Genomic DNA, 14,527 nt, shown 5'->3' on the forward strand with positions numbered 1-14,527 from the left:
CTACCATCCTAGTAGGCGCGTGCGAAGTCACCTTCCAGCTTGATATCGGTAAAGACCGGAAAACGCGGCTTCCAGGGCGTGCCCTTGGCCTTGGTCAGCTCGCTGAGCCGTGCGAGGACGTGGAGACCATCCTTGCTCAGGCTCGCCGAGACCGCCGCGCGGTCCGGGAAGTTCTTGAGGACGGCATCGAGCCAGATGGTCCGACCAGCCAGGAAGCCGCTTGCGCCTGCAGCATAGGAATAGTCGAGCACGCGCTCGAACTTCTCCGGCGCGGCGCCGCCCGAGAGCAGCACCCAGGGAATGTTGCGCGCGCGGCAGATGTCGCCGATCGCATCGAACTCCTTCTGCGCGGCTTTCGCCTCGGCGCTGCCGTCACGGGCCGGCAGGCTCTTGGCCGCAAGCGGGCTCTCCAGCTTGAGGAGATCGACGCCGTATTCGGGCTTCGCGAACTCGCGCACGCTGTCGATGACGAGGCCCGGCAGCTTGCCCGGCGATTCCACGTAATCGGCAGTGTGATTGGCGCTGCCGAGGAACGGATAGACGAGCAGCTCGAGCACATAGGGAATATCGTGGCGGGCGCAGTCCTCGCCGATCTCGCGCACGAACTTCTTCTGGTGCTCGTTGACGGCGGCATCGGCGTCGGGCCGGTACCAGGCCAGCACCTTGACGGCGTCGCCGCCCATGGCGCGGATCTTCTCCACGCTCCAATTGGTGATCGCGCGCGACTTGCGGCCGCCCGCGGTCTCCTCGACGCGGTGCTCTTCCAGCGTCATGATGAGGCCGCAGCGCGGAGGCAGCAGGTCGATGGCGGCAGGCACCGCAAAGTTCGGGTCGAACAGCATTGAGCTGCAATGCGGCGCGAGGTTCTCGACCAGGAGGCGCTTGGCCGCCGTGACGTCGGAAAACTCGACCTGCTCTCGCGTGATGCCCTTGGCCTTCGCGATGGCATCGAACAGTGGCGGCCGCTGATCCAGCGCGACCATGCGAAAGTGGCCGTCCGCATCAGCAAGCCGTGCCAGGCCTCGGTTCTTTCCAATCGCTCTCATGGCTTCGTCCTCATGAATACAAGACACTCATTGATGGTGGGGATTCCATTGCGGCCGCCGGCATGGCGGCATTTCATGGCGGCCGTGGCCGCCGAAAACGCCATGGCGGCGCGCACGTCGATGCCGGCGCCGATCGCAAGCGTATAGGCGCCGTGGAAGACGTCGCCCGCGCCCGTGGTATCGACGACGTCGACGGCAAAGGCGACCTGCCGATGCAGCTGGCCGTTTTCGTACCAGCTCACGCCGCCCTCGCCGCGCGTGACGGCGATGACGCGGCATCCGAAGCGCGCGAGCGTTGCGAGGGATTTATCATCGGCCGATCCGGCAAAGGCTGTGAGCGCGGGCTCGGAGAAGATGGCGTGATCAGTCAGCGGCAGCAGCCGCTCGAACACCTCGGCGTCGGCCATGTCGCCGTCCAGCACGGTCGGAATGCCGCGCGCGCGCGCTTCGCGGAACAACGTGGCCGCGCCCTCGACCCAGCGCGGATCGGCCAGCACGGCGGAGGCGTGCGCGACGATTTCGAGCGGAATCCAATCGGCTGCCTCCGGATACAGGCCGCGGAAGTTGACGATCTGGCGCTCGCCGGAGCTGTCGACGATGATTCCGGAGACCGACGAACGGCCATCGGGAAACAGCCGGAAGTTCTCGACGTCGACGCCTTCGGCGGTGAAGGCCGACTTCATCTCATGGCCGGCAGCATCGTTCCCTGCCCGCCCCCAGAACGCGACAGACGCGCCGAGCTTCGCCACCGCGACGGCAGCATTGGCAGCCATGCCGCCGCCAAGCGTGCCGTACTCGACCGCCCTGATTTTCTCGCTTCCACCCGCGAACGGCCGATCGACGCGCCAGACCTGGTCGAGCGCGGACAGCCCGAGACAGATCACGTGCACGGGCCTCTCCCTGGACGCGACGTCCTCCAGCGCCGAGAGGTCACCGATGTTCACCGACGCGCTCACCGCAGAACCTGTCCATTGGTGGCATCGAACAGATGCGTCTTGCCCGGCTGCGGGCGCAGGTTGATGCGATCGCCGACCTTCGGCCGCAACGCTGGATCGACCCGCGCAATGGCGGGGCCGCCGGCGAGGTCGAAATGGATCAGCGTGTCCGAACCGAGCGGCTCGACCAGCTTGACGTCGATGGCGATGCCATCGGCGTCATCGGTCGCGACGGCGAAATGCTCGGGGCGAATGCCGAGCACGGCGTTACCGGCCTTGCTCAGGCGGCCAGCGGTCTCGCCGTCCAGCGCCACCACCGTTCCACCTTGCGAAAGGACTGCCCGCTCCTGGCGCCACTCGACCGGGAAGAAATTCATCGCGGGCGAGCCGATGAAGCCGGCGACGAATTGGTTGGCGGGCCGCTCGTAGACCGTCTCGGGCGTGTCGTATTGCTGGATCGTGCCGCTCTGGAGCACCACGATCCGGTCCGCCATGGTCATGGCCTCGATCTGGTCGTGGGTGACGAAGACCATGGTGGTCTTCAGCTCCTGCGACAGCGCCTTGATCTCGGCGCGGACCTGCCCGCGCAGCTTGGCGTCGAGGTTGGAGAGCGGCTCGTCGAACAGGAACGCCTTGGGATTTCGCACGATGGCGCGCCCCATGGCGACGCGCTGGCGCTGTCCGCCTGAGAGCTCCTTCGGCTTGCGGTCGAGATAAGGCTCGATGTGCAAGAGCGCGGCGGCGCGCCTCACGCGCGCATCGATTTCCGCCTTGGACACTCCCCGCAGCTCCAGCGCGAACGACATGTTGTCGTAGACGCGCATATGCGGATAGAGCGCGTAGTCCTGGAACACCATCGCGATGTCGCGCTGCGCGGCCTGCACGCCGTTGACGCGCTTGTCGCCGATATAGAGGTCGCCCGACGAGATCGGCTCGAGGCCCGCGATGATGCGCAGCAAGGTCGACTTGCCGCAGCCGGATGGGCCGACGAACACGACGAACTCGTGGTCCGCGATCTCCAGATTGAGATCGGGGATCACGGTGAAATTGCCGTAACGTTTGGTGAGGTTGCGGATCGAGATCGAGGCCATGATCGCTCAGTCCAGCGCCAGCACGGGCTTGATCAGCTCGCCTTCGGCGAAGCGGGCGAAATTCTCAGGGAGTGCCGAGAGGCAGAACTCGCCGTCGACGAGGACGCGATACTCGTCCTTGTACTTGCGCAGCAGCTCGACATTCGGCTCGAAATCCGAGACCGGGAAATAAAAGGTCCGGATCATGTAGAAATCCTTGCGGCGAAACACCTTGCCTTCCTCGATGGTCCAGGGCGCCGCGTTTTCGCCGACCAGCACCAAGGCGCCGCGCGGCAGGACCAGCTCGATGCCGAGATTGCGCGCCGCATGCGCGCCCGAGCATTCCATGATGAGAGCAAAGCGCTTGGAGATATCGCCGACCGGGTGCGCCTTCGCGCCGAAGGATTGCGCGATCCTGAGGCGCGTGGCGTTGGGGTCGGCGACATGGACGTCATCGTAGCCGAGCGCGCGGAGCGCCAGTACGACGCCGAGACCGACGGGCCCCGCCCCCATCACGAGCACCGGTCCGGCCTCGGCCGGCGACACCACGCGGCTGACGAAGCGCACGGCATGGCCCGAGGTGCCGATGGTGTCGAGCAGCAACGGCGCGAGGCTGTCCTCGATGTCGTCGGGGACCGGGAGCAGGCAATTTTCGGGCACCGGCACGTATTCGGCATAGCCGCCCGGCCTGTTCCAGCCGATCAGGCTGGAGACTTCCAGGCACATCTGGGTGTCGCCGCGCTGACAGGCGGCGCAGCGGTCGCAGTGCAAGGGGATATAGACGGCGCAGCGCCGGCCATGCAGGCGATGACCGGGCTGCTCGACCACGCCGAAGATCTCGTGGCCCGCGGTGAACTCGGCACCCTTGTGCCAGAGCTTGAAGTCCGAGCCGCACAGCGCGGTACGCGAGACGCGCACCAGCACCTCGCCCTTGCCGACGTCGGGCATCGGCACGCGTTCGATGGTGATGCGATCGTTGCCGTGGAAGACCGCGGCCTGCATGATCGAATTCGGACGGGATGATACATTCATCAGAGACCTAGCCTTTCACCGCGCCGAGCGTCAGTCCTGAGACGAGCCAGCGCTGAACCAGGGCCGCCAGCACCAGCGGCGGCAATGCGATCAACGTCGCCGCCGCCATGAGCGCACCCCACTGCGTCGAACCCTCGCCGATGAAGTTGAAGGCCGCCGCGATCAGCGTCTTGGTGTCGCCATTGGAAAGCACCAGCGCAAACAGGAAGTAGTTCCACGAGAACACGAAGGCGAGGATCGCCGAGACCGCGACGCCCGACGCCACCAGCGGCAGCGCGATGCGCCAGAGGATGCGCGTGACGCTGCATCCGTCCACCTGCGCCGCTTCAAAGACGCTGCGCGGGATGCCGTCGAAGGACGGCAGCAGGACCCAGATCACGATCGGCAGCGTGATCACGGCGTGGCTGAGGATCAACGCGGTATAGGAGCCGATCATGCCGACCTGCCGGAACATGACGTACCATGGCAGCAGGAACAGCGTGCCCGGCGCCATGCGCGCCGCCAGCGTCAGAATCGCGGGCCAGGAAATCCGCGTCCAGGAGACGGCGAAGGCGGCGGGAATGCCGAACAGCAGTCCGAGCGCGGTCGAGCCCACGGTGACGATGAGGCTGTTGAGCGCATAGCTCAGGAACGGCGTGGTCCTCGTCAGCTCGGCATAGTTTTCCAATGTCGGCGTGAAGACCAGCGTCGGCGGATAGGCGGTGACCTCGAAGGACGGCTTGAACGAGGACAGCACCATCCAGACCGTCGGCGCCATGATGATCGCGCCGGCCAGCACGAGCTGCACCAGGTTGAGCCGGCGGATCCAGCGGTCGGTGTTGGCGGCATCGGTCATGACATCACCACGCCACTGCGCCGCGCAGGCGGTTGAAGGCGAGCACGGCGCCGAACACGATCGCCGTCAACGTCAGCATCAGGGCGCTGGCATAGCCGATGTTGAAGAATTCGAAGCCGACCCGGAAGCCGTAGATGTTGAGCGTGTTCGAGGCGTTGCCAGGGCCGCCCTGGGTGGTGATGTAGATGATGTCGAAGAAGCGCAAGAGATCGACGCTGCGCAGGATCGCCGCGGTGACGATGGTCGGCAGCAGCAGCGGCAACGTGATGCGGTGGAAGGTCTTCAACGGGGACGCGCCGTCGATCTGCGCGGCTTCGTACACGCTCGGCGGCAGCGACTGCAGGCCGCCCAGCACGATCAGGGCGACGTAGGGCGTCCACTGCCAGCTGTCGATCAGGGCTACGGTCGGAATCACCCATGTTGGCGACGCCAGCCAATCCGACGGCGGCAGGCCGAACGATTGCAGGACGTAGTTGGCCGCCCCCAGCGAGGGATCGAGGATCACCAGCCACATCATGCCCGCCACCACCGGCGGCATCATGAAGGGTGAGATGAACAGCGAGCGCACGATGCCCGGCAGACGCTTGGCGTGGAACAGCACCAGCGCCAGCCAGACGCCGAACACGAGCTGCAGCACCAGCGACAGCACGAACAGCGCGATGGTGATCCACAGTCCGTGCCAGAATTCGACATCGGAGATCAGCTTCGAATAATTGGCGAGGCCCGCAAAGGATTGCTTGCCGGTCGAGGAGAACGTCTGGAATCCGAGCCAGATCGTATAGACGACCGGAAACGCGATCATCGCGACCGTGAAGATCACGGCCGGCGCCGAAAGCGCCGCCATCTCCAGCTTCTGCCGGTCCTGCGTAAGTGTCGCAGCCGTGTCAGACATCCGCCCGTTTCCTTGAGAATGAGGTGCCGGCAGGCAGCGAGCCTGCCGGCATGAAGCCGTTACTTCCGGGCGATCAGCGCATCGAGCGCCTTGTCGGCATCCGCGCAGGCCTGCTCGACCGGCTTCTGCTTCAGGATCAGATCCTGCACCGCCTGGCCGATGAACTCGCGCGATTCCGGGTTGGCAACGATGGGATAGCCGACCTCGGAGGAGCCCTTGGTGGCGAGCACGTCGAGCGCGGCCTGCCATTCCTTGCGGACCGGCTCCTCGTCGATCCACTTGCGATATTCAGGGTCCTTGGCGACCGACGGACGCGGCGGGGCAATGCCCTGCAGCGCCATCTTCTTCTGCACCTCGGGGCTGGTCGCCCACTGCACGAAGTACCAGGCTGCCTCGGGCTGCTTGCTGTGCGAGGACACTGCCATGCCCCAGCCGATCGTGGTCGGCACCTGGCCGGCCTCGCCTGCCGGGAACGGCAGCAGGCCGGTGTCCTTCAGGCGCGCGCCGCCTTCCATCACCGTGCGCAGTTCGTTCGAGGATTCGAACGCCATCGCCGCGCGGCCGCTGCGGTAGAGCGCGGAGATCTGCTGAAAGCTGTAATTGACGACGCCCGGCGGACCGAAATCGCGCAGCAGCCGGCTATAGGTATCGAGCGCCTCCTTGCCCTTGGCGGAGCAGAGGTTCGACTTGCCGCTTGCGATGTAGGTGCCGCCGATATTGTGCAGCATGTTGCTGAAGGTGTAGGCGATCGCGGGCTTGAGGCCACGCGAGACGAACGGCGTCACCGCGCCGTCGCAGGTCTTGATCTTCTCGGCGGCCGCCTCGACATCCTTGATGGTCCTCGGCGCCTCGAGGCCGCACTTCTTGAAGATGTCGGTGCGGTAATAGAAGATCGGACCTTCGATGTTCATCGGCATGCTGGTGAGCTTGCCGCTGAAGGTCGCGGCCTTGAGCAAGGCCTGGCTCAATCCATTCGGATCATAGTCCTTGGCAACCTGGTTCTTGGCCATCGCGGTGAGATCGCCGTACCAGCCGGCAGCGGCGAACTGCTCGCCCTCGCGCGAGGGCAGCGTCATGAACACGTCGACCTCGTCGCTGTTCGCGTTCATGACGGTGACCAGGCGCTGGCGCATCTGCTGTTCCTGATAGGCGTCGACCTTCAGGGTCATGCCGGTCAGCTTCTCGAAATCGGCCTTGTAGGTCAGCAGCGCCTGCGCGACCGGATTGTTGTTGGCGAGAAAGGTGACGGTCTTGCCCTTGAATTTCATCCAGTCGAAATCGGCCGCGTGTGCTGGCGCGCTGGCGGCGGCAATCGCGAAAACGGGCAACGCGACATGGGTCGCGAGCATCCTGGCCTTCATCGAACTCTCCTCCCGGCTGGCCGCCTTAAGCTGGCGGACCATTTTGAGTACGTTTGATCACTATCTGAAAACGGTTACAAAATAGACCTCGCATCCGCCGTGTCAAGCGATGGACAAGCTGCACAATCTCCGGCATATTTGCGACATTCCGGCTAACGCTCGGGTTGCGCCGCACAATGTAACGTTACATGAGACTGACCAACGCCAAGTCTGCGAAACAGGGTATCCGCGCCGTGGCGGCGCGCGCCGGCGTCTCGACGGCATCGGTGTCGCGCGCGCTCAACAATCCCGATGCGGTGAGCCCGTCCCTGCGCGCGCGCATTGAAAAGGCCATTGACGCGCTCGGCTACATCCCGCATGCGCCGGCGCGGATCCTGTCGTCGCGGCGTTCGCGCACACTCGGCGCGATCGTGCCGACGATCGACAACACGATGTTCGCGCGCGGCATCGCCTCGCTGCAGCAATATCTCTCCTCGGTCGGATACATGCTGTTTCTCACCACGAGCGGCTACGACCTCGACGTCGAATTGCAGCAGGCGCGCAATCTGATCAGCCGCGGCGTCGACGGCCTGGTGCTGCGGGGCGATTGTCATCACGACGGCTTGCGAAAACTGCTCGCGGACAATGCAGTCCCCTTTATCAACGTCGGCATCTATCAGCCGGACCGGCCCTACCCCTGTGTCGGCACCGACAACGAAGCCGCCGCCCATCGCGCCGCCGCGCATGTGATCGAGCTCGGCCATCGCCGCATCGGGATCGTCTCGGCGCTCCAGCGCAACAACGACCGCGCCAGCGCCCGCGTCGCCGGCTTTCGCCGCGCGCTCGCCGAGAACGGCATCGACCTTCCCTCGCAATGGCATGTCGAGGTGCCCTATACGCTGGACGACGCGCGCGAGGCAGCGCGCTATCTCCTCAATCTCAAGGACCGTCCGACGGCGGTGGTGTGCGGCAACGACGTCATCGCCTACGGCGTCCTGCTCGAGGCGGAGCGCGACGGCTTCTCCGTGCCGCGCGACTTATCCGTGGTCGGCTTCGACGACCTCGACTGGAGCCGCCATTTGCGGCCGAGCCTGACCACGATCCACGTTCCGACCGGAGAGACCTGGCAGCGCGCCGGAGAATATCTGGTGCGGAGCCTTGCCGGCGAGCAGACCATCATGCATCGCGAGATCGATTTCTCGCTGGTGGTGCGTGAATCGACGGCCCAGCCTCCGAAATCCCTGAAATGAGACCCTGCCCATGAGTTCGAATTTCTCCCTCGCACCCGGCTTCCACGCCGTCGTGATCGGCGGCGCCGGCGACATTGGCGCTGCGATCAGCAACCAGTTTTGCGATCTCGGCGCGACCGTGACGGCCACGGGCGCCAACGATGCCGATCTCGACCGCACCCTGCTCAAGCCGCGCGCGGGTCTTGCGCTCGCGACACTCGACGTGACCGATGATGCCGCCGTCACGTCCTTCGCCCGGCAGCACAAGCGCGTCGATGCGCTGGTCAACTGCGCCGGGATTCTCGCGCGCGACAAGGAATTCGAAATCGAGACCTTCATGAAGGTGCTCGACGTCAATCTCACCGGCACGTTCCGAACCTGCATGGCGTTTCAGCCGCGGCTCGCGGAGACTAAAGGCTCGATCGTCAACATCGCCTCGATGAATGCGACGCTGGCGCTGCCGCGCATTCCCGCCTATTGCGCCAGCAAAGGCGGCGTCGTGATGCTGACCAAGGCGCTGGCCTTGAAGTGGGCCGAAGACGGCATCCGCGTCAATGCGGTGGCGCCCGGCTATATCGAAACGTCGATCAACGCCGCCGGCCGTACTGATCTCGCGCATTACCAGCGCATCGCCGACCGCACCGCGTTCAAGCGCTGGGGACAGCCGGAGGAGATTGCCGGCGCAGTGGCCTTCCTCTGCATGCCGGCGTCGCGATATGCGACCGGAACCGTCGTTGCCGTGGATGGCGGGTTCCTCGCCGGATGAGCCATAGGGTCAGGACGCAATATTCTTCGTAGCCGCGCACTATTGCGGACCACCTCGTGCGTGCCTGCGGGCTCGTCGCCTCATAATCGATCTTTACCCCTTCATAGCGTGGGCGTTGGTCTCACAACATACGGAATGTCACACTTTCAAGTTTGGCGGAAAGCAGATTTTCTTTGATCTCCCGGTGCAGGCGTCGTGCACAGGCCGCCTCCTAGCTGATTGAAACACTTGATCTCTCGCCCCCGTCCATCATGGGGACGATGGCTATTCACTTTGCAAAGATCTCGCTCGGTCTCCTGCGTGTCTTAGTGGCGGCGTCACATTCGCGGTCGTCGGCAGGATTGGATTTTAAGGACCTCACTTTCCGGATGGCCTCTCACGTGAAACGACGTCCTCCTTGCTGAAATTCACAGGAACCTCGCCGCAGCGTCTACGTTGGCGCCGCATGCGGAGCGATCTGACTTACAAGACGCCACCCCCCTGAAAGGAATGAGCCCTGTTCTCGAGCGGAACATTCAGGCGCTCGTCGAGCGCCGCCGTCGGCGGCCTCCACTAGTGATCAGGCCTGGTAGATATGATCTCGCCCGTCTTTGAGTCGGCGAGAAACTTCATCTTCTGACCATCCTTGATGCCTTCGCCTTCCCAGCGACCGTCATCGGCTTCGATCTTGCTGACCAGCGCAAAGCCCGACTTAAGAACCTTCTCGATGACTTGCTGGATCGGCATCCAGTCAGGCCCCGGTCGGTCAGCAAGCGCGACGTTTACGGCAACAGCCGACAGAACGATTGCGAAAACAACAGGTGCACTTCTATTCATACGGACCTCCTTGCAGCGGGCGCCGACAAGTCTCGCAGCATTGCGAAACCAGGACACTCCCAATTTCAGCCTAGGACGCCAAGGGATAAATACGGATACCAACGGCTGTGGCATAAGCGAAGCGAGCCTGCAATCGCTCCGTACGTGCATCTGCGTGTAGCATGCGCCGCTAGAACCGGAGGCAGTCGATGGTACCTCGGATCTCACATCTGGCGAAAGATCGTTCGGCCGGCGGAACTCCTCAGGGCGCCACCAATTTCTTGCGGATGGCATAACGGACCAGTTCAGCGGTCGACGACATTCCCAGCTTGCGCATCGCCGAAGCGCGATGGGTCTCGACAGTCTTCACACTCAACTGCAGAATGACGCTTATGGACCTGTTGGTATGTCCTTCCGCGATCAATTGGACTACACTCTGCTCGCGCGAGGTGAGCAGCATATCCGGCTTGTTCAGCTTATTGAGCTGGTAGTCGTGGAGCAACTTCTCCAGCAGCACGCTGGTGAAATAGGGTCTGCGATCCATCAGCGCTTCGATGGCGGACAGCAAGTGTTTCCTCGCATCCGATTTGAACAAGAAGCCACGGACACCCGCCAGAATGGCTTCGGTCAGCAACTCTTCGTTCTCATGCATCGTCAGAACCAGAACTTCACTGCGCGAGCGCAGCGACTTCAGGCGGCGGCTGACCTCCAACCCGTTCATGAGGGGCATCGAATAGTCGACGACGACGACGTCCGGTCTCGTCTCCAAAGCCAACGCGACGGCCTGCTCGCCATTCGTCGCCTCGCCGACGACGATCCAGTCGGCGCGCGTGTCGATGATCGCGCGCAACCCTGAACGCACGACTTCATGATCATCCGCAATCAAGATGCGCTTCACTGTATCGCCTCCTATCCGATCGGAATCGGCGGAGATAGTCGGCAGCAGAACAGTCGCGCGACCGTAGCGATCGTCGGTCAAAGCACTATCCTGCAAAACCCCGAGACGGCCGGCCGAATGTACCGACGTGGCCGCGGCCATCAAATCTCAGCAAGGCATTGTCATGCCTCGACCAGCTGCGCGCGGACGGCATATCGGACCAGGCCCGCAGTCGAACTCACGTTCAGCTTGCGCATCGCGGCGGCCCGATGGGCCTCAGTGGTCTTGACGCTGAGGTCGAGGATCGCACTGATGCCCTTATTGCTGTAGCCTTCGGCAACCAGCTTGACGACGAGTTGCTCGCGTGGGGTGAGCCCCGGGTACCTGTCTGCATTGCTGCCAGATCCACCGTTGAGTTCGCTCCGACACCTTTCGGTACAGAACCGCCTGTGCGCCAGAAGAGATTCGACGGCCGCCACCAGCAATCTGTTTGCGTCCGATTTCACCAGGAAGGCGCGCGCACCGGCCTCAAATGCCTGCTGGGCGAGTAGGCCGGAGTCGTGCACCGTGAAAATCAGGACCTCGGTCTGCAGCGGATATTCCCTGATCCGCCGCGCGACCTCCAGTCCGGTCATTCGCGGCATTGAAAAATCGACGATGGCCACGTGAGGTCGGCTTTCGATCGCCGCCGTCACCGCCTTGCCGCCGTCGTTCGCCTCGGCCACCACTTCCCAATCCGCTCGTTGTTCGAGCACCGCTCGCAAGCCCGACCGTACCGCTTCGTGGTCATCAGCGATGAGAAAGCGCTTCATGGCGAGCACTCCAGTGTCATTACTCGGCGGCTGAGCCCGAAACGAACTCGCTTCCACCTACCGCCGGTGGTCAGTGTTTTTCTTCCCTCAGTGGGTGCCTGCGGCGACCCTCGTGACAGCGGCGTCCTTTCGCCGGCTCCCTGTTCGTGACCAATGCATGCGGAAAGACTGCGCATAGAACGGTGCCGGAACGATGCGTTGTTGGATCGGAGCGGATCTCCAGCGCCCCTCCGATCTGCTCAAGCCTTGCTCTCATGGCCGGAATTCCAACTCCGGTCGATACCGGCTGGTTCGCGCGGTCGGTCTGCAGCCCGCGGCCGTTGTCGCTGACGATCAGCCGAAAATGGCTGCTTGTCCCGTCAATGACGATGCTCACCTCCGTTGCCTTTGCATGGCGGAATACGTTCGTGAGGGCTTCCTGAACGACCCGGAGCAATGAACGCTGCTTCTCGTAGGGCAGTCGATCGACGTCGGCCAGGATCCTGGTCGAGACCCGCAACGACGTGCGCGCCGCGAATCCATCGGCATAATGCTCGATCGTGGCCTTGAGCCCTTCGGCAGTCAGATTCTGCGGGTGCAGCAGGTAGGCAAAAGCGCGGATTTCCCTGAGCGCCCCATCAATCGACGCGTCGACCTCGTCGCAGAGGCGCACGGCCCCGACCGGATCGCCAATGGTCTGCCGGATCCGCATCAGACCGAGGCTGGCAGCAATCAGATGCTGACAAGTCGAGTCATGCAGATCGGACGCAATCCGTTGCTGGATATCCTCCTGGATGGACAGCAAGTTGAAGCTCGCGCGCGCGGCGTCTGATGGTTCAACGGCGTTTTCGAAGAGTCCATTGCGCGCGACGCGATGGCTGCCGATCAACCGGACCGCCCCACCGGTGCCGGCGTCCATGATCGGGACGATGGTCGTTTCGAAGTTCTGACGCTGGCCGCCAAACGCAAGGCGATGGCGAATCCTGACCTCTGTTCCTTCTGCGCGACAGGCGCGGAGAGCTTCGCTGACGGCTCGGGCGTCGTCCCTGCCGAGGCAGTTGGAAACGTCCATCTCCCGGATGTCCTCCGACGAGACGCCGAGACGAAGCTCGAACGCCGGATTGATTCCCTCATACAGGAAGCGCCCTCCGAACGAAGGGCGCACTGCAAAAAGAAGATCGGGTGAGAAGACCCAGTACAGGCGTTCGCTGGCTTCTTCCGAGCCAAGTCGTAACCACCCTCGAACACTGGTTTCACTCGACTCACAGGCGGGGGAGCTATGAAACTTCACGGCAAGCACTCACTATTCGCCGGTGACCCCCAACATTGAAGCTCAACATACTGACGCTCAATACATTGAGGCTGAACGCCGAAAGTCTCCTCCTGCCCCGCAGGCGAGGTATCGATCATCGGATCAGGAGACCCGCGCCCTCGGGATGGTCAAAGTATACACCATCAGGATGATCACACCACCAGGTAGTGATGCTGACGGAATAAAATCCTGCAATGTGCGACGATATCGGGAGGGGATCGGTTGTGGAGTTCTTGCCAGATTATCCCGCTGCGATTCAAATGCAGTGCAATAGATAGCTATCCCGCAAACGGCTTTCACCGTTGCGTCGAGGCGATCGCGCCATGGCTGAAACGCGATGTGCTAGCGGCTCATATCGCCGCTCGTGTTCGACTTGCTCTTGCTTCCTTTCTTCGCGTTTGGAGTTGCCTGTGGAGGCGGCGCGGTCACCAGCGGATGAGACGGCACCCGCAGCCGTTGGGTGCCGGCATCGTCCCTGAGTGCATCGGTATCCAGACGCTGGCTCCGGTCGACAGAGTCGCGTGGGTCCGCCGCTGCGACGGATGCTGCCGTTAAACCGACAAGGACCCCAATCAGCACCCAAGCACGCCTCAACATCATCTTGCAGACCTCTCAAAAGGCAAAGTCAAGTCGGGGACCGATCCTGAGATCCCTGTAGCGTCGCACCATGACGTTCGATTCTCGCACCTCGTACAGCACATTCGTCGTGAGCGAAACGTTGCTGGCGAAATTGTACTTCAGGCCAATATCCGCGGAGTAGATTTGATCCTGTCGTCCCCTGTTCAGCCCGTCCGTGAACCAGAAGGCTTCGAACAAGGGCGTACTCACGATCGACCATTTTGGGTCGAGCTTGACCTCTATGCCGAGCAAGGCATCAAAGCGCCAGCGGCGAGCTTCGGCAAGGTCGGAAAACCGGTATGTCAGGAGCAACAGCGGTGAGAATGTCACATTTTTCACGCGGAGGTCACGCGCAACCGAGCCCATCACGTCGTCTGACGTGAAAGCGAGATCGCGATAGACGCCGTCGAAATCGTATCGGTGCTCGTAGATGGCGGAGAAGCGCCAGCCGTCCCAATTCTCCGTCAGGCGCGCTCCCATCCGTGCCACTGCGGCGTTGCCGTCCTTCTCTCTCGCAAAGGCGTCATATTGTGCGCGTGCATAGAGCCGGTAGGACAGGTCATCTGTGAGATTTCCATCCAGCCTGACGCTCACGTCGGGCTCGTAGAAGAAGTCCGACCTGCGGTTGTCTCGGCTGAACAGGGCATTGTCGGTGAAGTTCGGCGTGACGGAGCCGACGACACTCCAGGACGGAGCGGAGTAATACGGTATGGGGCTGCTCGCCTTCAGTTCAGTGAGATCAACGTCCGCTGCCCAAGCGGTGCCGGTTCCCAACAACCCCAAGACCGGCAAGAGAGCTCTCGACCCGCGCATGGTGCCCCTCGATGGCTATTGCGCGCACCAGGAATTGCCTTAGCCTGGGCGACGATTGTGGCGTGTTAATGGTATGATTTAAAATCATTGATTGAATCCATGAATCGCCATTTCGTAAACTGTCGGGGGCTCTTGGTTGTCGCCGCGGAATAGACGCATGGAGCCAATGCTGCGCC

The 14,527-nt window shown here is 62.9% G+C and carries 14 protein-coding genes; 2 read left to right on the top strand and 12 right to left on the bottom strand.

Annotation, left to right across the window (positions count from 1 at the left end; translation table 11 throughout):
• Positions 1-8 precede the first annotated feature (8 nt).
• Genes FJV43_RS07840 through FJV43_RS07870 form a run of 7 tightly spaced genes read right to left on the bottom strand, consistent with a single transcriptional unit; the run spans position 9 to position 7,171 of the window.
• On the bottom strand, positions 9-1,046 hold the full coding sequence (locus tag FJV43_RS07840) for a tagatose 1,6-diphosphate aldolase (protein ID WP_239625936.1): 1,038 nt from the start codon (positions 1,044-1,046) through the stop codon (positions 9-11).
• Positions 1,043-1,990: a sugar kinase gene (locus FJV43_RS07845; RefSeq protein ID WP_239625938.1), complete on the bottom strand. Its 948-nt coding sequence runs from the start codon at positions 1,988-1,990 to the stop codon at positions 1,043-1,045. The genes FJV43_RS07840 and FJV43_RS07845 overlap by 4 nt, the downstream gene beginning before the upstream one ends.
• Before the next feature lie 8 nt (positions 1,991-1,998).
• Positions 1,999-3,072, bottom strand: coding sequence for a sn-glycerol-3-phosphate ABC transporter ATP-binding protein UgpC (ugpC, locus tag FJV43_RS07850; RefSeq protein WP_239625940.1), 1,074 nt, complete (start codon positions 3,070-3,072; stop codon positions 1,999-2,001).
• 6 nt (positions 3,073-3,078) lie between these two features.
• Positions 3,079-4,083, bottom strand: coding sequence for a zinc-binding dehydrogenase (locus FJV43_RS07855; protein WP_239625942.1), 1,005 nt, complete (start codon positions 4,081-4,083; stop codon positions 3,079-3,081).
• A 7-nt stretch (positions 4,084-4,090) separates the two neighbouring features.
• Positions 4,091-4,918 carry a carbohydrate ABC transporter permease gene (locus FJV43_RS07860; RefSeq protein ID WP_239625943.1) on the bottom strand — a complete coding sequence of 276 codons (828 nt, stop codon included), beginning with the start codon at positions 4,916-4,918 and terminating at the stop codon, positions 4,091-4,093.
• A gap of 4 nt (positions 4,919-4,922) precedes the next feature.
• A complete protein-coding gene (locus FJV43_RS07865; protein WP_239625945.1) occupies positions 4,923-5,810 on the bottom strand; it encodes a sugar ABC transporter permease in 888 nt (295 codons plus the stop codon).
• Positions 5,811-5,869: 59 nt separating this feature from the next.
• On the bottom strand, positions 5,870-7,171 hold the full coding sequence (locus FJV43_RS07870; protein ID WP_239625946.1) for a sugar ABC transporter substrate-binding protein: 1,302 nt from the start codon (positions 7,169-7,171) through the stop codon (positions 5,870-5,872).
• 188 nt (positions 7,172-7,359) lie between these two features.
• Here FJV43_RS07870 and FJV43_RS07875 point away from each other — a divergent pair, with 188 nt between their 5' ends.
• Positions 7,360-8,400 carry a LacI family DNA-binding transcriptional regulator gene (locus FJV43_RS07875; protein ID WP_239625948.1) on the top strand — a complete coding sequence of 347 codons (1,041 nt, stop codon included), beginning with the start codon at positions 7,360-7,362 and terminating at the stop codon, positions 8,398-8,400.
• Between the two features lie 10 nt (positions 8,401-8,410).
• Entirely contained in the window at positions 8,411-9,145 is a 735-nt protein-coding gene (locus tag FJV43_RS07880; protein WP_239625950.1) for an SDR family oxidoreductase, read from the top strand.
• Positions 9,146-9,697: 552 nt separating this feature from the next.
• Here FJV43_RS07880 and FJV43_RS07885 read toward each other — a convergent pair.
• The 5 genes from FJV43_RS07885 to FJV43_RS07905 form a co-directional block, all read right to left on the bottom strand.
• Positions 9,698-9,961: a PepSY domain-containing protein gene (locus FJV43_RS07885; RefSeq protein ID WP_239625952.1), complete on the bottom strand. Its 264-nt coding sequence runs from the start codon at positions 9,959-9,961 to the stop codon at positions 9,698-9,700.
• Positions 9,962-10,202: 241 nt separating this feature from the next.
• Positions 10,203-10,838 carry a response regulator transcription factor gene (locus FJV43_RS07890; RefSeq protein WP_239629351.1) on the bottom strand — a complete coding sequence of 212 codons (636 nt, stop codon included), beginning with the start codon at positions 10,836-10,838 and terminating at the stop codon, positions 10,203-10,205.
• Positions 10,839-10,999: 161 nt separating this feature from the next.
• Positions 11,000-11,629 carry a response regulator transcription factor gene (locus FJV43_RS07895; RefSeq protein WP_239625953.1) on the bottom strand — a complete coding sequence of 210 codons (630 nt, stop codon included), beginning with the start codon at positions 11,627-11,629 and terminating at the stop codon, positions 11,000-11,002.
• A 70-nt stretch (positions 11,630-11,699) separates the two neighbouring features.
• On the bottom strand, positions 11,700-12,899 hold the full coding sequence (locus FJV43_RS07900) for an ATP-binding protein (RefSeq protein ID WP_239625955.1): 1,200 nt from the start codon (positions 12,897-12,899) through the stop codon (positions 11,700-11,702).
• A 633-nt stretch (positions 12,900-13,532) separates the two neighbouring features.
• Positions 13,533-14,330 carry a hypothetical protein gene (locus FJV43_RS07905; RefSeq protein WP_239625957.1) on the bottom strand — a complete coding sequence of 266 codons (798 nt, stop codon included), beginning with the start codon at positions 14,328-14,330 and terminating at the stop codon, positions 13,533-13,535.
• Positions 14,331-14,527: the final 197 nt, after the last annotated feature.

The sequence above is a fragment of the Bradyrhizobium sp. I71 genome (genome assembly GCF_022354745.1).
GTDB classification, from domain to species: Bacteria; Pseudomonadota; Alphaproteobacteria; order Rhizobiales; family Xanthobacteraceae; genus Bradyrhizobium; species Bradyrhizobium liaoningense.